Below are 22,799 nucleotides of genomic sequence, written 5' to 3'. Positions count from 1 at the left end.
TGGAGGGACGTAGCGCAAATATGAAGACATTTAACTTGAGAAAGGGGCTGGATCTGCCGGTGACAGGCGCACCGGAGCAGGTGATCCACGATGGCCCCTCCATCACCTCGGTGGCCGTGCTGGGCCCCGACTACATGGGCCTGAAACCCCGCATGCTGGTGCAGGAAGGCGAGGAGGTCCGCCGCGGCACTCCGCTGTTCTGCCACAAGGATGCCGAGGCCGCGATGATGGTCGCGCCAATGACCGGCAAGGTCGTGGCGATCAACCGCGGTGCGCGCCGGGTGCTGGAAAGCGTGGTGATTGCGATTTCCGATGCCGAAGATACCGGCCTTGATTTCTCCGCCACCGGCAATGCTGACACGGCTGAGGGCCTGACCGAAAAGCTGTGCGCCGCTGGCCTCTGGACCGCCTTCCGCACCCGTCCCTATTCCAAGATGCCGCAGCCGGGGTCCAAGCCCGCCGCGATCTTTGTAACCGCGATGGACAGCGAGCCGCTGGCCGCAGATGCCGCCGTGATCATCAATGACGCGGCTGAGGCGTTTGAGGCGGGCCTGAAGGCCGTGACCCTGCTGACCGACGGCACCACCTATCTGTGCCAGAAGGCAGGCGACAGCATTCCGGGTGCGAACCTTGCCGGTGTCGAGGCTGCGGGTTTCTCCGGCCCGCATCCCTCGGGTCTGGCGGGCACCCACATCCACTTCCTGCATCCCGTCCGCGCGAACGACCAAGTCTGGACCGTGTCCTATCAGGACGTGATCGCCATCGGCCGCTTGCTGCTGACCGGTCACCTGGACCCCTCCACCGTGGTTGCCATCTCCGGTCCCGCTGCGCGCAGCCCCCGTCTGGTCCGCACCGTGACAGGCGCCTCCACCGATGAACTGACCCGCGGCGAGATCGCCTCGGACGGTCCGGTGCGGGTGATCTCCGGGTCGATCCTGTCGGGCCGCCACGCGGCTGGCTCGCTGGCGTTCCTGGGCCGCTTTGCCCGCCAGGTTGCCATCATCGAAGAAGACCGCAAGCAGATCCCGCTGGGCTGGATCCGCCCGATGGGCAGCAAATACGCGGTGCAGCCGGTGCTGGGCTCAGCGCTCAGCCGCAAGCTGTTCAACCTCACCAGCAACCTCAACGGCGGCCGCCGGGCGATGGTGCCCACCGGCACCTTTGAGCAGCTGATGCCGCAGGACTACCTGCCGACGCAATTGCTGCGCGCGCTGCTGGTGATGGACACCGACACCGCACAGGCGCTGGGTGCGCTGGAGCTGGACGAAGAGGACATGGGCCTCGTCGGCTTTGCCTGCCCGGCCAAGTACGAATACGGGCTGGCGCTGCGCGACTGCCTGACCAAGATTGAAAAGGAGGGCTGAGCCGGATGGGATTGCGCAGCTTCTTTGACAGGATCGAGCCCCATTTCGAGAAGGGGGGCAAGTACGAAAAGCTCTTCCCCGTCTACGAGATGGTGGAGTCCTTCCTTTATACCCCGAAAACCGTCACCTCGGTGGCGCCGCATGCCCGTTCATACGTCGATATGAAGCGGATCATGACCTATGTGGTTATCGCCACCATCCCCTGCATCCTGTGGGGTATGTGGAACACCGGCTATCAGGCGAACTCGGCAATTGCCGCGCTGGGTGCTGACGCGGCCACCGGCTGGCGGATCGCCATCCTGCAGATGTTCGGCATCTCGCTGGATGCGGCGAACCCGATGGCCAACATCGCGCACGGGTTCCTGTATTTCCTGCCGATCTACATCGTGACGCTGGTTGCGGGCGGCATCTTTGAGGTGATCTTTGCCACCGTCCGTGGCCACGAGGTGAACGAGGGCTTCCTGGTGACCTCGATGCTCTACACTCTGATCATGCCGGCCTCCGCGCCGCTGTGGCAGGTAGCGCTTGGCATCATCTTCGGCGTGGTGATCGGCAAGGAAGTCTTTGGCGGCACCGGCAAGAACTTCCTGAACCCGGCGCTGGTGGGCCGTGCGTTCCTGTATTTCGCCTATCCGGCGAACATGTCGGGCGACGCTGTCTGGACCCCGGTTGACGGCTTCTCCGGCGCGACCGCGCTGGGTGTGACTGCTGCCGAGGGCGTGCAGGCGCTGGCCGCCAAGGGCATCGAATGGTCGGATGCGTTCTTTGGCACCATTCAGGGCAGCTTTGGCGAGACCTCGACGCTGGCCTGTGCCATCGGGCTTTGCTTCCTGCTGTTCACCAAGATCGCCAACTGGCGCCTGATTGTGGGCTGTCTGGCGGGCATGATCGCCTTCTCGATGCTGCTGAACCTGATCGGTTCCGACAGCAACCCGATGTTTGCGATGCCGTGGTACTGGCACCTGGTGCTGGGCGGCTATGCCTTTGGCCTGGTCTTCATGGTGACAGAGCCGGTTTCGGCATCCCACACCAACGCAGGCCGCTACATCTACGGTGCCCTCATCGGCGTGATGGTGGTGCTGATCCGGGTGCTGAACCCGGCCTTCCCCGAAGGCATGATGCTGGCGATCCTGTTCGGCAACGTTTTTGCACCGCTGATCGACTACTTCGTCGTGCAGGCCAACATCAAACGGAGGGCGCGCCGCCATGGCTGATACCCAAAGCAAGGGCCTGATTGGCCGCTTCCTGGCCGCATCGCCGGATTCCGTCGGCAAGACCTTGTTCATCGCAGTTGCCGTCTGCCTGGTGGCCTCGATGATCGTGTCCACCGCCGCGGTGTCCCTGCGCCCGGTGCAGGAAGTGAACCGCAAACGCGACAAGCAGCTGAACGTTCTGCAGGTGGCCGGCCTCTATGAGCCGGGCATCAAAGTGGCTGAGGCCTTCGCCGCCTTTGAACCGCAGGTGCTGGATCTGGAAACCGGTGAATTCACCGACCAGTTCGACGCCGCCAATTTCGACGATCTGGCCGCCGCGCAGGATCCGGAACTGAGCCGCGCGCTGGACAATGATCCGGCGGGCATCGGCCGCCAGTCGCGCTACAAGACCGTGTACCTGCTGCGCGAGGAAAACGGCGATCTGGACAAGGTGATCCTGCCGGTTCACGGCTACGGCCTATGGTCAACCCTCTATGGCTTCATCGCGGTTGAGGAAAACGGCAACGACATCTTTGGCCTGCAGTTCTATCAGCACGGCGAAACCCCAGGCCTCGGCGCCGAGGTGGACAACCCGCGCTGGAAGTCCCTGTGGAGCGGCAAGAAGCTGCATGACGAAAGCGGCGAACTGCAGATCAGCGTTGCCAAGGCGCAAGGCCCCGCCGGGCCGGAGCATCACATTGATGCGCTGGCTGGTGCGACGCTGACCTCTGTCGGCGTGGACAACCTGGTGAAATTCTGGATGGGCGAAGAGGGCTACGCACCCTTCCTGGCCGCCCTTAAAGCGGGAGAGCTCTGATGGCGCAGACCAAGAAAGACATGCTGGTCGACCCATTGGTCGACAACAACCCGATCACGCTGCAGGTTCTGGGCATCTGCTCGGCGCTGGCGGTGACTTCCTCGCTGCAGGTGGCCTTTGTGATGACCCTGGCGGTGACTTTCGTGACCGCGTTCTCGTCGATGTTCATCTCGATGCTGCGGAACCAGATCCCCTCGTCGATCCGGATCATCGTGCAGATGGTCATCATCGCCTCGCTGGTGATCCTGGTGGATCAGGTGCTCAAAGCCTACGCCTTTGAGATCTCCAAGACCCTGTCGGTTTTTGTTGGCCTGATCATCACCAACTGCATCGTGATGGGCCGTGCCGAGGCGTTCGCCATGAGCAACCCGCCGGTGGCGTCCTTCATAGACGGCCTCGGCAACGGCATGGGCTATGGCCTTATCCTGATGCTGGTCGGCATCATCCGCGAGCTGTTCGGCTCCGGCTCCCTGTTCGGCATCACCATCCTGGAAACCGTGAACAACGGCGGCTGGTATGTGCCGAACGGTATGCTGCTGCTGCCGCCCTCGGCGTTCTTCGTGATCGGCCTGCTGATCTGGGCGTTCCGCACCTGGAAGCCGAACCAGGTCGAAGAGCGTGAATATAAAATCCAGAATGTGGAGGCGCACTGATGGAAGGGCTGATTTCACTCGCCGTTAAGGCCATCTTTGTCGAGAACCTCGCGCTCTCCTTCTTCCTGGGCATGTGCACCTTTATCGCGGTGTCCAAGAAGATTTCCACCGCGCTGGGTCTGGGGATTTCGGTGATGCTGGTGCAGGCGATCACTGTGCCGACCAACAACCTGCTGCTGACCTACCTGCTGAAACCCGGCGCGCTGGCCTGGGCGGGTTTCCCGGATGTGGACCTGACCTTCCTCGGTCTGATCTCCTATATCGGGGTGATTGCGGCGATGGTGCAGATCCTGGAGATGATCCTCGATAAGTACTTCCCGCCGCTCTACAACGCGCTGGGGGTCTTCCTGCCGCTGATCACGGTGAACTGCGCCATCCTGGGCGGCTCGCTGTTCATGGTGGAACGCGACTACAACTTCGCGGAAGCAACCACTTACGGCCTCTCTTCCGGCTTTGGCTGGGCGCTGGCAATTACCGCGATGGCGGGCGTGCGCGAGAAGCTGAAGTATTCCGACGTGCCGGACGGCCTGCAGGGCCTGGGCATCACCTTTATCACCGCGGGTCTGATGGCGATGGCCTTCATGTCCTTCAGCGGCGTCAAACTGTAAGGGAGCGTCTGAAGTTATGGAAACTTTCTCGCTCGGCGTTGTCCTGTTCACGTTGATCGTGCTGGCGCTGGTGGCCATCATCCTGGCCGCCCGCTCCCGCCTGGTCGCGTCCGGCAACGTCAACATCACCATCAACGGTGAAAAAACCATCTCGGTGCCTGCGGGCGGCAAGCTGCTGCAGACGCTGGCGGCTGAGAAACTGTTTGTCCCCTCCGCCTGCGGCGGCGGCGGCACCTGCGCCCAGTGCCGGGTGCGTGTGCATTCCGGCGGCGGCTCTATCCTGCCGACCGAGGAAAGCCACATCACCAAGCGCGAGGCGTCTTGCGGCGACCGCCTGTCCTGTCAGGTTGCGGTCAAGCAGGATATGGAAGTCGAGGTTCCCGAAGAGGTCTTCGGCGTCAAGAAGTGGCGCTGCAAGGTGCGGTCGAACGACAACGTGGCGACCTTCATCAAGGCGCTGGTGCTGGAACTGCCCGAAGGCGAGGATGTGAACTTCCGCGCCGGCGGCTACATCCAGATCGAAGCGCCCGCGCACCAGCTGGCCTACACCGACTTCGACATTCAGGAGGAGTACCGGGAGGATTGGGACCGCTTCAATCTGTGGCAGTACAAATCCGTCGTGGATGAGCCGGTCGAGCGCGCCTATTCGATGGCGAACTACCCGGACGAGAAGGGCATCATCATGCTGAACGTCCGCGTCGCCTCGCCGCCTCCGGGCAGCAGCGACATTCCGGCAGGCAAGATGTCGTCCTACATCTTCAACCTGAAGCCGGGCGACGAAGTCACCATCTCGGGGCCCTTCGGCGAGTTCTTTGCCCGCGAGACCCAGAAGGAAATGGTGTTCATCGGCGGCGGTGCCGGCATGGCGCCAATGCGCAGCCATATCTTCGACCAGCTGAAACGGCTGCAGAACCGCGACCGCAAGATCAGCTTCTGGTACGGTGCGCGGTCGAAGAAGGAGATGTTCTTTGTCGAGGACTTCGACCAGCTGGCCGAGGAGTTCGACAACTTCGACTGGCACGTCGCCCTGTCCGACGCGCAGCCGGAGGACGACTGGAAAGGCTACACCGGCTTTATCCATAACGTTCTGTTCGAGGAGTACCTCAAGAACCACCCGGCGCCGGAAGACTGCGAATTCTACATGTGCGGCCCGCCGATCATGAACCAGTCGGTGATCAACATGCTGCTGGATCTGGGTGTGGACCGCGAGGACATCATGCTGGACGACTTCGGCGGCTGAGCCGAAGCGCAGAGCAGAAAATCAAAAGCCCCGGATGGACACATCCGGGGCTTTTTCTGTTCTCATGAGCGGGCCGGGGAGGGGGGTGACATGTATGCACCCCCTGTACACCCCCCGTGCACCGCCTGATGCACTGGCTGGGCAGAAATCACTCAGCCTTCAGTTCGCTGACGATCTGGATGGTGATCGGCCCGGTGGAGAAGCCGCCGACACCAAAGGACTGGTGGTCGATTGTTGTGGTGGCTTCAAACGCCGCCCAGTCGCCCTGGTAGTATTCGATCGCTCCGCCCAGCGGGTGCGGGCCGAGGTGGGTCATGGTGGTATCCAGCACCACGGACTGGGTAGTGCCGTGAATGGTCAGATCGCCGGTCACCTTGGCGGTCTTGTCGCCGGTCTTCTCGATCCCGGTGCTGACAAAGGTGATCTCGGGGTAGGTTGCGACCTCCAGGAAGTCGGCACTGGACAGGTGGTCGTCCAGCGGCCCGAACCCGGTGGCGACGCTGTCCGCCTTGATGGTCACATTCAGGGTGGAGGCTTCGGGGTTTTCCGGATCCAGCACCAGAGTGCCCTGGGCGTCGGTAAACTCGCCGCTCTGCATCGAGACGCCGGCGTGGCTCCAGCTGAATTTGACCTCGGTATGGCCCTGATCGGTCTTGTAGGTGGTGGCGGCAAAGGCAGCGGGGGCGGCCAGCAGCGCGGCGGCGGCGAGGGAGGCAATCCTGGTCATCATGGCAGTTTTCCTGTCGGGTGGGGTTGGGCCGGGAACGGCTCTTGTTACGTGAGGATGCGATTGATCCGGGATGGATGCTATGACATCTATTTTGGCGCATCCACCGGCAACGGCGGAACCGCAGCCCTGTTCACCAACTCGTGAAGACGTGATGACGCCCAGCCCACGCGAAACCGCAATCTGGATCCTGCTGAACCGCGCCCACCGGCAGACCCACCGTGACATGGAGGCCAAGCTGCGGGCGGCGGGTTTGCCGCCGCTCAGGTGGTATGACGTTCTGTGGGGGATCGAGATGGCCGGGGCGGAGGGTGTGCGGGCCTATGAGCTGACCCGCAACCTGCTGTTTGAGCAATCCAACCTGTCGCGCATTCTGGCGCAGATGGTGAAACAGGGGCTGGTGCGCGAAACCGTGTTCGAACAGGACCGCCGCGGCAAGCTGCTGCACCTGACAGAGGCCGGCGCGGCGCTGCGGCTGCAGATGTGGCAGATCTACGGTGCGGCGATCAAACAGTCGATGGAACCGCTGGACAGTGCGGAGGATCTGGAGGTGTTTCTGGAACGCCTGCAGAATACAGGCGGCGGGCCGTTTCCGTGATGGTCAGGCGCCGGGCTGAATAGGCCCTGCGCTGTAGACTGGAGCAGACCTTACACAATCCTGGATCGCTGGCTGCCAGGCTATTCTGAGGCGAACCGGGCCTTCAGAACGGGACATGCGGCAAGTTGGAAAGCAGGACTTTCCGGTCCTTTGCTGCAACATATGCCGACGATAGCATCTAGCGATCTTAGGCTCTGGACCCACTATTCCAGTATTGCAGGGTCCTGACCCTAGCCGGCCTGGTCAATGCATACCGCATCCCGGACCGTATTCAGCACGCCTTCCAGCTCAGTCTTAGGTACACCGCCAAAGGCGAGCCTTAACGCCTGCGGAGCTGCGGTAGTGGTTGCGAACGGCTCCGCGCCGGACACCGAGAGACCGTGCTCCTTCAAGCGCGTGACAATAGGTTGAGCGCGAACACCTTTCTCGAGCGGCATCCAGGCGAAGCCCGCATTAGGATGTGACTGGAGGGGCAGCGTACCGAAAACTTTCCGCAAGACAGACTGGCGCGCCGCTCCATCGCGCCTGCGGTTTTCTTCAGACACCTGCAGAGTCCCGTCTTCGATCCAGCCCGCGACCAAACCAGATATCAGCGCCGGAGCATTCCAAGTCGTCGCACGGATGGCCTCCAGGAGTGGCAGGGTCTGGCTTGCAGGGGCTATCACATATCCCAGACGCAGCCCTGTCGCGAGATTCTTTGAAAACCCGCCGATGTGAACTGTCCGGTCAGGTGCCAGGGAATAGAAACTGGGCGGCGGGTCTCGCTCCAGGAACGCATAGGCGGCGTCTTCAATAATCAGCAGGTCGTTCCGCTGTGCAACGTCGAGAAGGCGGCGGCGTGTTGCCTCATCCATGACCGATCCCAAGGGGCTATGGACCGTCGGCATCAGGTAAACGGCGCGAACCTCCCGTAATCGGCACAACCGCTCAAGTTCATCAGGGTCCATCACTCCCTGCGATCCTTCGACCGGGAGGAGGTTAAGACCGCGTAAAGCTGCGGCGGATTTGAAACCGGGGTAGGTGAGAGTATCTGCTGCAATCAAATCGCCATACCGGAAAAGCCCCAAACAAGTGACTGCCAAACTATGCTGGCTGCCCGATGTTACCAGCAGGCATTCAGGGTCAACCCGGCCCAGGCCCGGGGCAAGGCTTTCGGCAATGATCCGGCGTTCGTGCAGCCGCCCGCCATGAGGCTGATAGCGCAGCATCGCTTCCAGATCACCTGCAGTTGCCAGCCGCCGCAATCCGCTGCGCAGCATGCCGGCGTCGGCGGCATCCCCCGGCATGTTGAAGACAAGGTCAGTGACGCCCTCGGCAGCGGTCTGATGGACGCCAAGCGTCACCGGCAGGCCGGGATCGCGCACAAATGTGCCGCGGCCGGCTTCGCCGGCAACCAGGCCGCGCTGCTCCAGTTCCTTGTAAACGCGTGTTGCCGTCGCCAGAGCGACACCGGATTTCTCAGCAAATGCCCGGTGTGTCGGCAGTTTGGAGCCAGGGACCAGTTTCCCGTCCTGGATCGCGTTGGCGAGCATGTCGGCAAGACGCGCGTATCGAGGCTTCTTCATGCGCCCACTGTCATTAGTACAATAGAAAAATTGTCATACAGAAAACCTCATGGCAATCCGGAACAAAGTCAATCCATAAGGGTCACCGGATGCCGCGCTTCATCTCTTCCTGCCTGCTTGCCGCGAGCCTGTTCACCGTCACCTTTGCCGTGAACCTTCAAGCTCCGCTTTACGATGTATATGCGGCTGAGAGCGGTGCCGGCGCCACGGCTGTGACGGTGGCATTTGCTGCCTATGCTGGCGGTCTCATGCCAACGCTGTTGCTGCTAGGGGGACTGTCGGACCGGATTGGGCGGCGTATTCCCATTGCGCTGGCCCTGATCCTCGGCGCATCGGCAACAGCAGTACTGGTGCAATCCCCTAACTGGGCAAGTCTTGTGGCCGCGCGGTTTTTCTTAGGTACCGGAACTGGTCTGGCGACCACTTCCGGGGCTGCTTACATGGCTGAAATTCTCGGTGCGGGCCGCGCACGAAATGCGGCCTTGGTTGTGACATCGGCAACGTCACTTGGTTTCGGCGGCGGCGCCCTCGCAACCGGTATAAGCTTGGCGGTTCAGGGCGCGACGCTGATGCCGGTCAGCTATATTGTTCTGTTTGCAGCGGCGCCAGCCTTGGCGGTGGCCGCCTTTGCCTTGCCCAAGGCGGACCGCCCGAAACCTGTCTCGCTTCTGCGGCTGCCGGTCTTTCCGCCGGGCACATGGATGTTTGGTGCCGCGATGGCGCTGGCTTGGTCCACGACCGGCATGACCATTGCTGTCGTGCCTCTGCAACTGGCGGCCAATGGCCTCGGCGGTTGGACCGGTCTTGTGATTTTCCTCGCCATTTTCGTGGGCTTTCTTTGCCAGCCCATCGCCCGGCGAATGACAAACGATCAGGCGCTCACCCTCGGGTTTGTACTGATCCCGCTCGGCTTCCTCGTGCTTTTGGCCGGTGTCTGGCTGAAACTGCTGATCCTGGTCCTTGCCGGAACCTGCATCACCAGCGCAGCGAGTTATGGCTTCACGTATCTTGCATCACTGGCAGAAGTGTCATTGCGCGCTCCAGATGACCGCGCACGCGCCACTGCAGGTCTGTTTGTTTATGCCTATTCAGGGTTTTCTCTGCCTGTCATCGCAAGCGGCGCGCTTGCTGATATGCTTGGGCTGCTGACGGCCATGGCCATTTTTGCCGTGGTCCAATTGTCGGCCACACTGCTGATCATGAAATTGCGGAACCGGAAATCTGGGCCTGCAGGCGAGGCACTTGAGGCAAGCAAAAGGAGCGTGTGAATGAGAACTAAGGGAGATCGTCTTAGGGTCATGGTTCTGTTTGGCGGCCGGTCGGCAGAGCATGAGGTTTCGCTACTTCCGGCAACCAATGTTCTGGAGACAGCACGCTTATTGAGAAACTGATTGCGCACGGGATCGCGAGATTTCATGCGGAAGACCAACTGCAATGAAAGGGAGTTCGCGGCGCGGGGGTGCGTGAAACAGTGGCCGGTCATTTTCGGCGGCTTGGCCCACGGGGCAATGGTATCCTGCGAGTTTTCTGGGAGGTCAAACTGAACGGGCCGCTAGGATTTGCTCTGGATCACTGACACCCTGTCGCAAACGCGATCATCCCTCACCAAGTCACTGACGGCCAGTTTGACCAAATTGCATCCGTGAAGTTTGCTATCAAATGCCACGTTGAACAGTGCAAGATCACGCAGGTTGCCCGCCAGTTCCAGCCGCGCGGATCGCCCGGGCCTGTTTCGGCAACAGTGGCCGTTCCCGGCCTTTCGTTGCTGGGCAACAGCGGGAAGTTGGACTATTGGCATAGTGCTCCCTCCAGTCCTCCCGCCAAACCCAGACATCAGCACCGCGCTGACACCTGAGCCATACAGGCGGTTTGAACGGCTGTTGTCCGGTTGCTTGCCGTCTCCGTTTGAGCAAGCCAGCTGCCGCCTATCCGCCAAAGGCATGCGCCCCCGCCAGCCGGCCGAAAACAGATCCGCTGATCAGGCCGGTCCCGCCAGGATAGTTGAAATAGAAAATGCCGCCGACCAGTTCCCCTGCCGCGAACAGGCCGGGGATCGGCGCAAGATCATTGTCCAGGACCTGCGCGCTGTCCGGGTCGATCCGGAGGCCGCCGAAAGTAAAGGTGATGCCGCAACCGACCTGGTAGGCTTCGAACGGGCCTTCGTCGATGGTGTTGGCCCAATTGGATTTTGCCACCGCCAGCCCCCGCGTCCCGCGGCCATCCTTGACGTTCGGATCAAACGGCGTGGCGGTGTCCACCGCCGCATTGTAGGCGCGGATTTCATCGAGAAAGCCCTGCGGGTCCACGCCTTCCAGCTTGTGCGCAAGCTCCTCCAGCGTCGGCGCGGTCACCTTGGTCACCCGCTTGATGCGGTATTCGTCGCGCAACAGATGGGTGACCTTGGCATCGAAAACCTGCCAGGCGAACTGGTCCGGCTGGTTCAGGATCACCCGGCCGTATTTGGCATAGGTGTAATTGCGGAAATCCGCGCCCTCGTCGACAAACCGGCGGCCCGTGGCGTTCACCATCACCCCCCAGGGGTAGGAATGCTTCTGGAAACCGTCGCCGACATCCAGATCGCCGAACTCCGGCGCATTGTAGTCCCAGCCGACCGCGTGGCAGCCCGACCAGTTGCCATAGGTGGAGGCGCCCGCCGCCATCGCCATCCTGATGCCTTCGCCGGTGTTGAAGCGGGAGCCGCGCACCCGGGCCATCTCCCAGCCGGGGCCGAGGTAGCGGGTGCGCATTTCCGGGCTGGCCTGAAAACCGCCCGAGGCAATCACCACGGATTTCGCGCGCAAATCCTGAAGCTCCCCCTTGTGGCGGACCTTGACGCCGGTCACCGCACAACCGTCGGTCAGGATCTCAACGGCACGGGTTTCATAGCGGATTTCGACACCGGCCTCTTTGGCAATTCTGGTGTGGGCATCCACCAGGCCGGGGCCGCCGCCCCAGGCCTCAAGCGTCAGCCCGCCCCAGAATTTAAACCTTCCGTCGACCTTGAACGCTTGCCGCCCGTAGATCGGCATGAAGCGGATGCCCTTGCCGCGCATCCAGTGCATCGTCTCGCGAGAGGTGGTCACCAGCCGTTCGCACAGGGCCGGGTCGGTGCGGTAGCGGGTCACGCGGAACATGTCGTCAAAGAACTGCTCCTGCGTGTAGGTGCCGAAATCGGTGATGGCGATCTGCTCTTCACTCAGGTCCGGGCACAGCGCGCGGATGTCCTCCACCCCGTCATAGGCAAAGCGGATGGCGCCTGCGGTATAGCGGGAGTTGCCGCCGTTTTCCGCCTCGGGCGCGCATTCCAGCATCAGCACGCTTGCCCCCTTTTCCCGTGCGGCATGGGCGGCGCAAAAGGCCGCGTTGCCGGCGCCGATGATGATCGTGTCCCAGGTGGTCATGGTCTCAGTCCTCCTGCGGGGTATTTTCCGGGGCCTTGAACAGATCCTTGCGCAGCGTCATCAGCGCACCCGGATCAATCTTGCCTTGAATGATGGTGGTCTCGTTGCTGGCCAGCGCCGCCTCCAGCGCCGGGCCCATTTCGCCGGGACCCTCGACCCAGATGCCCCTGCCCCCGCACAGCTCGGCAAATTTGTCATAGCGCGGCGAGGTGATCTCCGCACCGAGCAGGCGGCCGCCGTAAAATTCCTGCTGATAAGCCTTCTCGGCCCCCCAGGCTTCGTTATCCAGAACCACTACTATGACCGGCAGCCTGTGCTGAATGGCGGTTTGGATCTCGATCATCGTGTAACCCAAGGCACCGTCGCCCATCACCGCGACCACCGGGCGCTCCGGTGCGGCCGCCTTGGCACCGATGGCCGCCGCCAGGCCAAAGCCGACCAGGCCGAAATCCAGCGGCGTGATCAGGCTCATCGGCTCGTAATGCGCCAGCCGGTCGGCGGCCTGCAGGCAGGTGTTGCCGGTGTCGAGCGTTACGATAGCGTTTTCCGGCAGTGCGGCGCGGATCTCTGCCAGCGCCCGGCGCGGGTGCATCGGCAGAGTGGCGATCCGCGCTTCTTCCGCACGTTTTTCGGCAAGGCTTTCCATATCCGCCTTGAAGGCTGCCCGCCATTCATCCGCCGCCGGTTTCGATGCCGCTGCGGTCAAGACTTCGGCTGTCAGCCGGGCATCGGCCTGAACCGCGATCTCCGCCGGGAAATAGCGGCCCACGGCAGAGCCGTCGATGTCCACATGGGCGATGCGTGTCTTTGCGCCGACATAGTCGTTGCTGTGGAACGTCGAATTGAAACCCAGCCGCGCGCCCAGCACCACCATCACATCGGCTTCCTTGGTCAGGCGGCTGGCCACCTGGTTGCCCCGCGGCCCGGCCTGGCCTGCAAACCACGGGTGGCCATGACGCATCACGTCGGCATGGCCGGTCGAGGCCACCACCGGCACCTCCAGCGTTTCCGCCAAAGCGGTAAGCGCCTCGCGCCCCTGGCCCCATTTGAACCCGCCGCCCGCGAAGATTACCGGACGTTTTGCGGTGGAAAGCATGGCCGCAATGGCGCTGATGTCTTCCGGCGCCGCAGGCCCTGGGCGGGCGATGTTCACCGGCTTGGAGTCTATGGGCGCAACTTCGGCGGCAAACAGGTCGCGCGGCACATGCAGCACCACCGGCCCGCGGCGGCCTGAATTGGCCAGCCGGATCGCATCCTCCAGCATCGGCGCCAGGCGCGACGGATCGGTGACCATGACCGAGCGTTTGGAGATCGGTGCAAACAGCGCCACTTGGTCAACTTCCTGAAAGGTGTCCTTGGCCTGGTCGGCCCGGGTGATGGCTCCAGCGATCACTACCAGCGGCGAATAGGCCAGTTGCGCCTCGGCCACGGCGGTCACGATGTTGACCACGCCCGGTCCCGCCTGCGCCCCCAGCACCACTCCGGGGTTGCCAGTCATCCGTGCCCAGGCGTCGGCCATATGGCCCGCCGCACGCTCATCCCGTGCACCGACATAGGCAATTTCGCCGCCCTGATGCATCGCGTCGTACAGCTCCAGCATCGACCCGCCCAGCAGGCCGAACACGGTATCGATGCCATTGGCCTTCAAAACGCGGTAGACGGCCTCGCCTCCGGTGATCTTGGTGCTGATTGTGGTCATGGTCTCAATCCTCGGATCGGGGCCGCAGGTTCTGCGGGTCAAAAACTGCGTCATCATGGATGGTTACGGGGAATTCCCGGTTCAGGATCTGCACGGTCAGCCCTTCACGCGGCGTGCCCTTGCGGACAAACAGCCAGCCCAGCGACTTGCCAACCGTGTAGCCATAACCGCCGGAGGTGGTCAGGCCGACGGGCTTTCCCTCCCGCAGCACCGGCTCGCCGCCGTGGATATCAACGCCGTCAGAATACAGTTCCGCGTAGAACAGCTCCCAGCCCGGATCGCGGGGCAGCAAGGCTTCCTTGCCCAGAAACTCCCGGCCCTCCGCCGCCACAAACCGCTCCAGCCCCACATCCAGCGGCCCCGCGTCGGTGGTCAGCTCGCCGGAGGCACGGTAGGCCTTCTCCATCCGCATGCCGTTGAAGGCATAAGACCCCAGATCGGCCAGCCCGTGTTTCTCTCCGGCTGCAAACAGCGCGTCGTAGAGTTCGCCGATCTGCTCCAGCGGCGCGTGCAGTTCCCAGCCAAGCTCCCCCACGAAAGAGACCCGCAGCGCATAGCACGGGATGCCGGCCACGGTGATCTCCTGCCCGGACAGCCAGGGGAACGCCCGGTTCGACAGATCCGCATCCGTCAGCTCCGCCAGAATCCGGCGCGAGGCCGGGCCGGAAAGCGCCAGCATGCCCCAGTCGTGGGTGCGGTTGATCATCTGCACGTCTTCGCCGTCACGGATGTGCGACTTGATCCAATCGAAGTCCGGGTTGCAGCGGGCGATGGGCGAGCCGGTGAAAAAGCGGTTCTCAGCTATGCGCCAGATGGTGATCTCAGTCTCGAAGCGGCCCTTTTCGGTCAGCAGGTGGTTCAGGCTCATCCGGCCGTCCTTGGCCGGGATCTTGTTGGCCGAGAGGCGGTCCAGCAGCTTGCCTGCGTCCTTGCCGGTGATCTCGAACTGGGCAAAGGCACAGAGGTCGATGACACCTGCCGCTTCACGCGTCGCCTTGGCCTCGGCCATGGCGTTGGCGTGCCAGGGCTGGTGGCCCCAGCCGATCTGCTCTACTTCGCCAACCTCGCCGAAATAGCGCGGGCGTTCCCAGCCAGCCACTTCGCCGAACACCGCACCCTTGGCGGCCAACCGGTCATACAGCGGGTGACGCTTCAGCGGCCGCAGGCTCTGGAACTGCTTGCCGGGGCAAGGGGTGTCATGGCGGCGCATGAACTCATCCTTGGTGCGCTCAACAATGAAATGATCGGTAGAGAAATTGCCATACCGGCGCGGATCAAGACCGCGGGTGTTGATCGGGGTTTCGCCATGCACCATCCAATCGGCCAGCACCTTGCCCGCGCCGCCGCCCCAGGCAAGGCCGATGGACGACCCGCAGGACAGCCAGACATTGGGCGCACCCGAGGGGCCCACCAGCATGCCGCCGTCCGGCGTATGGGTGATCGCCCCGCGCACCACGCGTTTGATGCCGAGGTCGGCCAGTACCGGCATCTTCTCAAACGCCACCATCAGAAAATCCCCGATGGAGTCGTAATCAGCCTCAAACAGCTCATTCTCCGCAGCCCAGGGCGCGCCCTGCGGCATCTCCCAGACGGTGGGGCAGACATGACCCTCGTAAATGCCGATGAGGCCGGATTTCTGCTCCTGACGAATATAGCCGCCATAGGCATTGTCGCGCATCACCGGCAGTTCGGGGCGGTCCATGAACTCGGGCACGGTATCTGTCACCAGATAATGGTGCAGGCAGCTGACAGACGGAATTTTCAGCCCGAACCACGCCCCGACCTGGTTGGCATAAGAGCCCGCAGCGATCACCACATGCTCGGCCAGCACGTCGCCTTTTTCCGTGCGCAACAGCCACATATCCCCCTTGCGGGTGGCGCCCAGCACCTGATTGCGCCGCTCGATCCTTGCGCCGCGCGCGCGGGTGGCGGCGGCCAATGCCATGGTGACGGAGGACGGATCAATATGCCCGTCCTCATAGGTGCGCACCGCCGCCTTGACATCGTCCACATTGTAAAACGGGTTCACCCGGGCGACCTCTTCCGGCCCGACCAGCTCCATCGGCAGGTCCAGCAGCTTGCCGACCCCCATGATCGACTTCATCCAGTCGACCTCGTCATCAGTGGTGGCAATGCGGAATCCGCCCACCTCATGCCAGCCGATGCTCTGGCCGGTTTCCTGCTCGACCCGCTTGTAGGTCTCGATTGAGGTCTTGTTGATCCAGCCCATCAACCGGCTGCCCACCGCATGGGCGATCTGTCCCGCCGCGTGCCAGGTGGAGCCTGAGGTGAGCTCCGCCTTCTCAAACAGGATCGTGTCGGTCCAGCCGTTCTCGGCCAGCTGGAACTGGGCCGCCACGCCCATGATACCGCCACCGATGATGGCAACCTGTGTGGTGCGAAAGGTGTCAGTCATGGGCAAACGCCTCTTTGGCGGGTTTCAGCGACGCCTTGGCGGCAAAGCGGGTGCAGGCGATTTCGACCTCGAAGCCGGAAACAATAGTTTCCCTCGCAAGCTGATCCAGCGGCGCATCAATCATCGCCAGCGCAACAGACCGTCCATAGCGGTAGCTCCAGGCCGCCGAGGTGATCTGGCCCGCAACCTGGCCGCCGTAGTAAACCGGCTCGTCATGGATCGGGACCGCCGCCGGGTCGTCGAACAGGATCGAGACGATCCTGCGTTCCGGGGTATGGTCCTTCAAGGCCGCCTCCCCCACAAACCCGGTGCCAAATGCGCAAAAGGCCCCCAGCCCGGCCTCCTGCGGCGTGGTGCCGGGGCCCAGTTCATGGCCAAAGGCCCGGAAACCGCTTTCGATCCGCAGCGAACCGCTGGCATAAAGCCCGGCTTGGCTTGCCCCTGCTGCCACCAGCGCCTCATAGGCCGCCATCGCCATGTCGGCAGGGATATACAGCTCATAGCCTTCCTCGCCCGTAAAGCTGAGCCGCCCGGCCCAGCCGCGCGCCAGGCCGATCTCGACAGGGCCAAACTGAAAGCGTTTCAGGTCCGGCACAGGACTGTTGGAGGTCGCCTGTAGCACCGCGCGGGCCTGAGCGCCCGCCAGGCCAAGGATTGCATAACCGCTGGTCACATCGGTGAATTCCACGCGGAAATCCCCCTTGGTTTCCCGCATCCGTTTCAGATCCCGCACCACTTCCCCGGCGCCCGCGATCAGCAGATAGGTCTCCGGCCCGTGCCGCTGGACCGTGACATCGCTTTCGATGCCGCCCTTGCGGTTCAGGATCTGACTGTAGGCGATACGGCCCTCAGCAATATCCATCTGCGCCGCGCAGAGATGGTTGAGGAAGGCGCAGGCATCCGGCCCCTGCACCCAAATCTTGCCAAAGGCACTCTGATCCAGGATGGCGGCGCCGTTGCGGCAGGCCTCCACCTCGCGGCCCACCTGATCGCGCCAGGCAGGCACCCCGAAGGTCAGCGGCAGATGCGCGGCCTTGCCGCCGAAATGCACCGCCCGCTCCCAGCCGCCGCGGCTTTCAAACCTTGCCCCGGCCGCAACCAGACCCGCGTGGATGGGCGAGCGGCGCTGGCCGCGGGCGGTCTCCATGGACCGGCCCGGATAGGGGTTGTCGTAATGGCGGCCCAGCACCTCGGGAATACGGGCCTCCAGCGCGCCCAGCACGTTCATCTCCGGGCTGAAGCGGCGGATGTCGGCCTCGTTCAGATCCATCGTTGGCTCGCCCGCGATGATCCACTCCGCCATCGCGCGCCCTGCGCCGCCAGCCAGCGCGATGCCAGTGGAATTCATGCCGCCCATCAGGAACAACCCCGGCACCTCTGGGCTTTCCCCCAGCATGAACTGGCTGTCGAGGGTGAAGCTTTCCGGCCCGTTCAGCAGCATCCGCACCTCGGCCTTCTCCAAGGCGGGAATGCGGCGCAGGGCGTTTTCCATCATCGGCATGAAGTGGTCCCAGTCCTCATCCAGGAGGTCAAAGGAGAAATCCCTGGGCAGCCGGTCCAGGGGCAGCCCCTTGGCCTGCGGTTCGAAACAGCCGACTAGAAGCCCCTCCACATCGTCACGGGCATAAAGAAACGCGTCCTGATCGTTCAGCGTCGGCAGATGCGCGCCCTTGCCGAGCGCCTGCACGTCCTGCAACGGCTTGGTCAGGATGTAGAAATGCTCGCAGGCATAAAGCGGCATATGCGCCCCCGCCATCGCCGCAACCTCGCGGGACCAGAGGCCGCAGGCAATGACCACCTCGTCGGCTTCGATCAGATGCTCACCCACCTCGACGCCGGAAATCCGCCCCCCCGTTTTCTGCAGGCCCGTAACGGCAGTATCCTCAAAGATCTGCACTCCCCGCGCCCGCGCGCCCTTGGACAGCGCCAGCGCCACGTCCGAGGGGTTCACCCGCCCGTCCGCTGGCGACCAGACCGCGCCGATTACATCGCTTGTCTCGATCAGCGGCCATAGCTCCTTGGCGCGGGCTGCATCCACCACCTCGGCCTCCAGCCCGAATGCGCGGCCCAGCGACACCTGCCGCTTGATATTGGTCAGCCGGTCTGGGTTGGTCGCCAGCGTCAGCGAGCCTGTCTGGGTCCAGCCGGTGGCCTGGCCGGTCTCCACTTCCAGCGCGCCATACAGGTCGATCGAATAATTGATCAGCCTGGTCAGCGCCGCCGAGGGCCGCAGCCGGCGTACCAGCCCGGCCGCGTGCCAAGTGGTGCCGCTGGTCAGTTTGGAGCGCTCCAGCACCACGATATCCGTCCGCCCCTCTCGGGCGAGGTGGTAGGCGATGGAACAGCCGATGACGCCGCCGCCGATGATCACGGTGCGGGCGCGGGATGGCAGGGTCATTGCAGCACTCCGTCCTGAACAAGCGCGGCAAACACCGCGTCAAAGGCGTCCAGCGCCTCGTCTATCAGCTCCGGGGTATGCGCCGCGGAGGTCACGCAGGAGGTATGGCTCATCAAATCCACACCGCGCGCCAGCAGGCCGCTGCGCAGGCCCGCCACCAAGGCAGGCGGCACGCTGCGGATTTCAGCCGGGCTCAGCCCCGCCGGGTCTGCAGCGCCGAACAGCAGGTGGCAGGTTGAACTCTCCCCATAGGCGCATCCCGCAATCTCGTGCCGCGCCAGCCGCGCATTAAGGCCGCGGCGCAGGCGCTCTGCCATGGCATCGGCCTGTGCCTGCGCCTCTCCGGTGGCCAGCAGAGGCATCGCAGCACAGGCGGCCGCGGCAATCAGCGGGGAGCCGTTGAAGGTTCCCTTGTGGCTGACCGGCGGCGACAGCCCGTCCCGCGCGGCTGCGTTGTTCATCAGCTCCATGAGGTCCGCACGCCCGCAAACGGCCCCGCCCGGCAGGCCGCCGGTCACCACCTTGGCCAGCGTCGTCAGGTCCGGCACGATGCCGTCGCGCGCCTGCCGCCCGCCGGGCGACCAGCGCAGGCCGGTGATGATCTCATCAAAGATCAGCACCGCCCCGGCAGCCCGGGCCGCATCATGCAAAGCGCGCAATGTTTCCACGGACAGCGGCACCGAACCGTAATTCGCTCCGGATGCCTCGATAATCACGGTGCCGATGCTGTTGTCCTGCAGGGCCGCTTGCATCGCCTGCGGATCGGCCGCGCAGACTTCCACCAGGCCGTTCACCGCATCCGGCACCCCCAGCGACGCAGCCTGCAGACTGCCCGCCCTGGCCCCTTTCAACGCGTGGTCGTGCCAGCCGTGGTAATGGCCGTCCACCCGCAGCACCTTGTCCCTGCCCGACCAGGCCCGGCCCAGCCGCATCGCCAGCATCGTCGCCTCGCTGCCAGAGGCGGTGAAACGGGTGCGTTCGGCGCAGGGAAACAGCCGGTTGACCCATTCCGCCCATTCAATCTCGGCCGCGTGGCAATCGGCGCTGAAAATCGCGCGGTTGGCCTGCCGCTGCAGCGCCTCGACAATTGCAGGGTGGCCATGGCCCAGCATCTGGCTGGCCGATCCCATCTTGAAATCGATGTAGCGGCGCCCCTCCGAGTCCCATTTCTCGGCACCTGCGGCGCGTTCGATGAAGACCGGATGCGGCGCGCGGTAGCGCAACTCGTGGCTGACCCCGCCCGGCAGCGCCGCACGGGCGCGGCTGCTCAGTTCGCTGTTGCTCATGCGGGCCTGCCAATCTGTTCACGGGAAAGCCGGATATCAAACACCGCGCGCAGCGCGCGGTCGGTCTCATCGCTGACATGCTGCGGAAAATGCGTGCCCAGAATTTCACGGGCCGTGTCCCGCGCGGCGTCGCCAACCGGCCGGGCGCCATCCTCCTGCCATTCGCGCGGGGACCGGCGGTCGCCGATGTGCGGATAGAAGTAGTCTGATTTCATCCGCTCAAACGTGTGCTGCTCCCCCAGATAGTGGCCTTCGCCGCGGCACACCTGGGCGATCACATCGGCGGCAGTGTTTTCCGGCGTTGCCTCGACCCCGCGGATTGTGCGCAGGATGTTGCCCAACAGGTCATTGTCGCTGACGTAGGCCGCATGGCTGACGCCCAGCAGGCTCGCCTGCATGCCCGCTGCCTGGGTCACAATGTTGGACCCTGCATGGGCGGCCATCGCAACGGCCAGCGATTTCTCGGCGCCGTATTGCGCGTCCAGGCATTTGGCATCGGTGATCCCCGCGATGGAGGAAACCGGCAGGCCGAAATGCCGCCCCATCTGGGCCGCGCCCGCCATCAGGATTGCCTGCTCGCCGCCGCCGCCACACATCGACCCGGTGCGCAGATCGGCCACCAGGGGTTTGGGGGCAAAGATCGCCTTGGCCTCCGTGTCCACCAGCCGGGCAAAAACCAGCCCGGCCAATGTTTCGGCAACCGCCTGCACCAGCGACCCGGCGATTGTGGCGGGGCTGGTTGCCCCGGCCTGGCCAGCGCTGATCAGCTGCACCGGGAACCCTGCCTTTATGGCGGCCTCCAGCACCTCGCAGGCCTCCTCGGCAAAACGCATCGGCGGCACTACATGGCAGACCATCACCGTCAGGAAGGGCCGCGCCCGGAACGCGGCCTCGCCGCCGGCGATCTGGTAGCAAAGCTCCGCGATTGGCCGCACGTTCTCCGGTGCGCTGATTGAGATCGAGACATGCTTAGAGGTGCCCATCAGGCAGGCATAGGCGGTGTTCAGATCCATCACCGCGTTGTCCTCGATGTCGCGCGCCACCACCGAGCGGCTGAAATGGTGGATGTTCTCCATCCGGTCGACAATCCGCGCCGAGTCATAGAGGTCCGCCAGCGTGGAGTCGCGGTAGGCCCCGGTGTCGAGGTCAAACACCCCCGGTGCCGCCCCGCCCGTCGACATGTGGACCCGCGCACCACTGATCTGCAGATCGTTTTCCGGCTCCTGGCCGCACAGCGTGAACGCCTTCCGCGCACCCTCCACGGCCCAGTGCACCAGCACCCGCGGAAACAGCAGCCTGCGGTCTTCGGTCAGCCGCCCGCCGGCGCTGCAGACCTTGTCAATCACGGACGGAATGGCCTGGCTCAGCCCCAGCGTTTCCAGAAGCGACAGCGCCGTTTCCTCCACCAGCGCTACCTCCTCCGGCGCAAGCGGTTTCAGCCGCCCGCCTTCAACGCCGGGCCAGACCGGCGAAACGCTGCCAGCTTCCTCAGCTTCAAGGAGGCGTTCCTTACGCCCCCGCCTTCGTTTTCCGGATGCCGCCATTTCATGAGCCCAGCTAACTTCTTTCAAACGGTGCCCCTTGAAACGCCCATTTACAAATGGTCATTGCTCAGCAACTAATGAGCTGTACTCATCTATGGATTCCGCATGCTGCCGTCTCTCTCCGCCCTGCGCGCCTTCGAAGCCGCCGCCAGCACGGGCAGCTTCCGCGCTGCAGCGGAGCATCTGTCCGTAACCCCCACCGCAATCAGCCACCACATCCGCGGCCTTGAGGAGCAGCTTGGCACCAAGCTGTTCAAACGCTCCGGGCGCGATGTGGTGCTGACCGAAGACGGGCAGCGGCTGGCGGAAACGGCGGTTCAGGCCTTTGGCATGCTCGAGGATGCCGTCCGCGCGCTCCGGCGCACCACCCGCAGGGCCGTGCGCATTGCCGCCGGCCCCATTTTCACCGCCCGCTGGCTGATGCCGCGGATCAGCAATTTCTGGGAACAGCACCCCGGAACCGGGCTGGAAGTGGTGCCGACGTATCAGCCCGGCGCGCAGGACCGCGAAAACGTGGATATCGTGATCCGCTGGGAACGCATATCGGAGATGCCCGAGGGGGCCGTCAAACTGCTTGAACTCAGCCCGGTGGCGATTGCCTCAGAGGCTTTCCTCACCCGGTTCGGCCCCGTGGAAACACCGGCAGACCTCCTGCACATGCCGTTGCTGCACCAACGGAATCATTGGGGCTGGCTGGACTGGTTTTCAGCCATGGGCGTGCGGGTTCCGGACACCTTGCGCGGGCCGGTGTTTGAAGACGCCAATGTTCTGCTGCGCGGCGCGGCCGAAGGTCAGGGCGTGATCGTCGGATGGCTGCCGCTGATTGATCAGGATCTGGCCGAAGGCAGAGTGGTGCGCCTGTTCGGCGAAGACATCACACCTACCCATGGGTATTTCCTGGACGTGCGCAAAGGCAGCCATACGCGCCGCCAGACACAGCTCGCCATTGAATGGCTGACAGCCCAAAGCACCCAGGCTGATTTTCCCCGCTGCTGAAACCTTTTTGTTATTTGCCTCGGCCAAGCCGGCTTGTTTGTATGGGCTGACGAACGCCCAATGCCAGCTACTCTTTTAAAACATAAGCAAAAACGCTGGTATTGCGGACATTCAATCACTTTCGGGCGATGGCCACTTTGCTTCGTTTCTTGTGAATTCAGCGACGGGTCTTCGCCGCGGTCTGCATGAATGACCGGTTCTGCCAATGCGTGGCGGCACCGAACTTCACACGTTTGCAGCATTCCGGTTGCTGTGTGCGCACGCAGCGAGGATTTCGAATATTCAGTTTGGGTT

17 protein-coding genes are annotated in these 22,799 nt (G+C 63.5%); 9 read left to right on the top strand and 8 right to left on the bottom strand.

Features of this window, described 5'->3' with window-relative positions:
- Positions 1–20: 20 nt before the first annotated feature.
- The 6 genes from RA21_RS09885 to nqrF are packed head-to-tail and all read left to right on the top strand — an operon-like array spanning position 21 to position 5,875.
- Positions 21–1,364, top strand: coding sequence for a Na(+)-translocating NADH-quinone reductase subunit A (locus RA21_RS09885; protein ID WP_039148307.1), 1,344 nt, complete (start codon positions 21–23; stop codon positions 1,362–1,364).
- Positions 1,365–1,369: 5 nt separating this feature from the next.
- Positions 1,370–2,578 carry an NADH:ubiquinone reductase (Na(+)-transporting) subunit B gene (locus RA21_RS09880; RefSeq protein ID WP_039148304.1) on the top strand — a complete coding sequence of 403 codons (1,209 nt, stop codon included), beginning with the start codon at positions 1,370–1,372 and terminating at the stop codon, positions 2,576–2,578.
- Positions 2,571–3,374, top strand: coding sequence for a Na(+)-translocating NADH-quinone reductase subunit C (locus RA21_RS09875; RefSeq protein ID WP_019296948.1), 804 nt, complete (start codon positions 2,571–2,573; stop codon positions 3,372–3,374). The genes RA21_RS09880 and RA21_RS09875 overlap by 8 nt, the downstream gene beginning before the upstream one ends.
- Positions 3,374–4,027, top strand: coding sequence for an NADH:ubiquinone reductase (Na(+)-transporting) subunit D (locus RA21_RS09870; protein ID WP_019296949.1), 654 nt, complete (start codon positions 3,374–3,376; stop codon positions 4,025–4,027). Before RA21_RS09875 ends, RA21_RS09870 begins: the two co-directional genes overlap by 1 nt.
- Positions 4,027–4,635: an NADH:ubiquinone reductase (Na(+)-transporting) subunit E gene (gene nqrE / locus RA21_RS09865; protein WP_019296950.1), complete on the top strand. Its 609-nt coding sequence runs from the start codon at positions 4,027–4,029 to the stop codon at positions 4,633–4,635. Before RA21_RS09870 ends, nqrE begins: the two co-directional genes overlap by 1 nt.
- A 16-nt stretch (positions 4,636–4,651) precedes the next feature.
- Positions 4,652–5,875, top strand: a complete 1,224-nt coding sequence (gene nqrF / locus RA21_RS09860; protein ID WP_039148301.1) for an NADH:ubiquinone reductase (Na(+)-transporting) subunit F — start codon at positions 4,652–4,654, stop codon at positions 5,873–5,875.
- A gap of 148 nt (positions 5,876–6,023) precedes the next feature.
- Here the strand turns inward: nqrF and RA21_RS09855 are convergent, their stop codons facing one another.
- Entirely contained in the window at positions 6,024–6,605 is a 582-nt protein-coding gene (locus RA21_RS09855; RefSeq protein WP_019296952.1) for a YceI family protein, read from the bottom strand.
- A gap of 151 nt (positions 6,606–6,756) precedes the next feature.
- On the opposite strand from RA21_RS09855, the gene RA21_RS09850 reads away from it, so the two are divergent.
- Positions 6,757–7,200, top strand: a complete 444-nt coding sequence (locus RA21_RS09850; RefSeq protein WP_039148298.1) for a MarR family winged helix-turn-helix transcriptional regulator — start codon at positions 6,757–6,759, stop codon at positions 7,198–7,200.
- Between the two features lie 230 nt (positions 7,201–7,430).
- Here the strand turns inward: RA21_RS09850 and RA21_RS09845 are convergent, their stop codons facing one another.
- Positions 7,431–8,765, bottom strand: coding sequence for an aminotransferase-like domain-containing protein (locus tag RA21_RS09845; protein WP_039148295.1), 1,335 nt, complete (start codon positions 8,763–8,765; stop codon positions 7,431–7,433).
- Between the two features lie 89 nt (positions 8,766–8,854).
- Here RA21_RS09845 and RA21_RS09840 point away from each other — a divergent pair, with 89 nt between their 5' ends.
- Positions 8,855–10,033, top strand: a complete 1,179-nt coding sequence (locus tag RA21_RS09840) for an MFS transporter (protein WP_039148292.1) — start codon at positions 8,855–8,857, stop codon at positions 10,031–10,033.
- Positions 10,034–10,690: 657 nt separating this feature from the next.
- Here the strand turns inward: RA21_RS09840 and tcuA are convergent.
- Genes tcuA through RA21_RS09810 form a run of 6 tightly spaced genes read right to left on the bottom strand, consistent with a single transcriptional unit; the run spans position 10,691 to position 21,509 of the window.
- Entirely contained in the window at positions 10,691–12,166 is a 1,476-nt protein-coding gene (tcuA, locus tag RA21_RS09835; RefSeq protein WP_039148290.1) for an FAD-dependent tricarballylate dehydrogenase TcuA, read from the bottom strand.
- 4 nt (positions 12,167–12,170) lie between these two features.
- Complete coding sequence (locus RA21_RS09830; protein ID WP_039148287.1) at positions 12,171–13,865, bottom strand: thiamine pyrophosphate-binding protein; 1,695 nt, start codon at positions 13,863–13,865, stop codon at positions 12,171–12,173.
- Between the two features lie 4 nt (positions 13,866–13,869).
- The gene (locus RA21_RS09825; protein WP_039148284.1) at positions 13,870–16,281 is read right to left on the bottom strand and encodes a GcvT family protein; all 2,412 of its coding nucleotides are present in this window, start codon (positions 16,279–16,281) and stop codon (positions 13,870–13,872) included.
- The gene (locus RA21_RS09820) at positions 16,274–18,679 is read right to left on the bottom strand and encodes a GcvT family protein (RefSeq protein WP_039148281.1); all 2,406 of its coding nucleotides are present in this window, start codon (positions 18,677–18,679) and stop codon (positions 16,274–16,276) included. The genes RA21_RS09825 and RA21_RS09820 overlap by 8 nt, the downstream gene beginning before the upstream one ends.
- The gene (locus RA21_RS09815; RefSeq protein ID WP_039148278.1) at positions 18,676–19,965 is read right to left on the bottom strand and encodes an aspartate aminotransferase family protein; all 1,290 of its coding nucleotides are present in this window, start codon (positions 19,963–19,965) and stop codon (positions 18,676–18,678) included. Before RA21_RS09815 ends, RA21_RS09820 begins: the two co-directional genes overlap by 4 nt.
- Positions 19,962–21,509, bottom strand: coding sequence for a trimethylamine methyltransferase family protein (locus RA21_RS09810; RefSeq protein ID WP_039148275.1), 1,548 nt, complete (start codon positions 21,507–21,509; stop codon positions 19,962–19,964). The genes RA21_RS09815 and RA21_RS09810 overlap by 4 nt, the downstream gene beginning before the upstream one ends.
- Before the next feature lie 105 nt (positions 21,510–21,614).
- On the opposite strand from RA21_RS09810, the gene RA21_RS09805 reads away from it, so the two are divergent.
- Positions 21,615–22,505 carry a LysR substrate-binding domain-containing protein gene (locus tag RA21_RS09805; RefSeq protein WP_039148272.1) on the top strand — a complete coding sequence of 297 codons (891 nt, stop codon included), beginning with the start codon at positions 21,615–21,617 and terminating at the stop codon, positions 22,503–22,505.
- The last annotated feature ends 294 nt before the right edge of the window (positions 22,506–22,799 follow it).

The sequence above is a fragment of the Leisingera sp. ANG-DT genome, from assembly GCF_000813785.1.
Lineage (GTDB): Bacteria > Pseudomonadota > Alphaproteobacteria > Rhodobacterales > Rhodobacteraceae > Leisingera.
The sequence above is the reverse complement of the archived record's forward strand: the minus strand, read 5'-3'. Positions and strand labels throughout refer to the sequence as shown.

Excerpts from the sequence above, each read along its gene's own strand:
- RA21_RS09810 (WP_039148275.1), bottom strand. The coding sequence starts at position 21,509 with ATGGCGGCATCCGGAAAACGAAGGCGGGGGCGTAAGGAACGCCTCCTT.
- nqrF (WP_039148301.1), top strand. The coding sequence starts at position 4,652 with ATGGAAACTTTCTCGCTCGGCGTTGTCCTGTTCACGTTGATCGTGCTG.
- RA21_RS09875 (WP_019296948.1), top strand. The coding sequence starts at position 2,571 with ATGGCTGATACCCAAAGCAAGGGCCTGATTGGCCGCTTCCTGGCCGCA.
- RA21_RS09850 (WP_039148298.1), top strand. The coding sequence starts at position 6,757 with ATGACGCCCAGCCCACGCGAAACCGCAATCTGGATCCTGCTGAACCGC.
- nqrE (WP_019296950.1), top strand. The coding sequence starts at position 4,027 with ATGGAAGGGCTGATTTCACTCGCCGTTAAGGCCATCTTTGTCGAGAAC.
- tcuA (WP_039148290.1), bottom strand. The coding sequence starts at position 12,166 with ATGACCACCTGGGACACGATCATCATCGGCGCCGGCAACGCGGCCTTT.
- RA21_RS09870 (WP_019296949.1), top strand. The coding sequence starts at position 3,374 with ATGGCGCAGACCAAGAAAGACATGCTGGTCGACCCATTGGTCGACAAC.
- RA21_RS09840 (WP_039148292.1), top strand. The coding sequence starts at position 8,855 with ATGCCGCGCTTCATCTCTTCCTGCCTGCTTGCCGCGAGCCTGTTCACC.
- RA21_RS09820 (WP_039148281.1), bottom strand. The coding sequence starts at position 18,679 with ATGACCCTGCCATCCCGCGCCCGCACCGTGATCATCGGCGGCGGCGTC.
- RA21_RS09880 (WP_039148304.1), top strand. The coding sequence starts at position 1,370 with ATGGGATTGCGCAGCTTCTTTGACAGGATCGAGCCCCATTTCGAGAAG.
- RA21_RS09815 (WP_039148278.1), bottom strand. The coding sequence starts at position 19,965 with ATGAGCAACAGCGAACTGAGCAGCCGCGCCCGTGCGGCGCTGCCGGGC.
- RA21_RS09855 (WP_019296952.1), bottom strand. The coding sequence starts at position 6,605 with ATGATGACCAGGATTGCCTCCCTCGCCGCCGCCGCGCTGCTGGCCGCC.
- RA21_RS09825 (WP_039148284.1), bottom strand. The coding sequence starts at position 16,281 with ATGACTGACACCTTTCGCACCACACAGGTTGCCATCATCGGTGGCGGT.
- RA21_RS09845 (WP_039148295.1), bottom strand. The coding sequence starts at position 8,765 with ATGAAGAAGCCTCGATACGCGCGTCTTGCCGACATGCTCGCCAACGCG.
- RA21_RS09885 (WP_039148307.1), top strand. The coding sequence starts at position 21 with ATGAAGACATTTAACTTGAGAAAGGGGCTGGATCTGCCGGTGACAGGC.
- RA21_RS09830 (WP_039148287.1), bottom strand. The coding sequence starts at position 13,865 with ATGACCACAATCAGCACCAAGATCACCGGAGGCGAGGCCGTCTACCGC.
- RA21_RS09805 (WP_039148272.1), top strand. The coding sequence starts at position 21,615 with ATGCTGCCGTCTCTCTCCGCCCTGCGCGCCTTCGAAGCCGCCGCCAGC.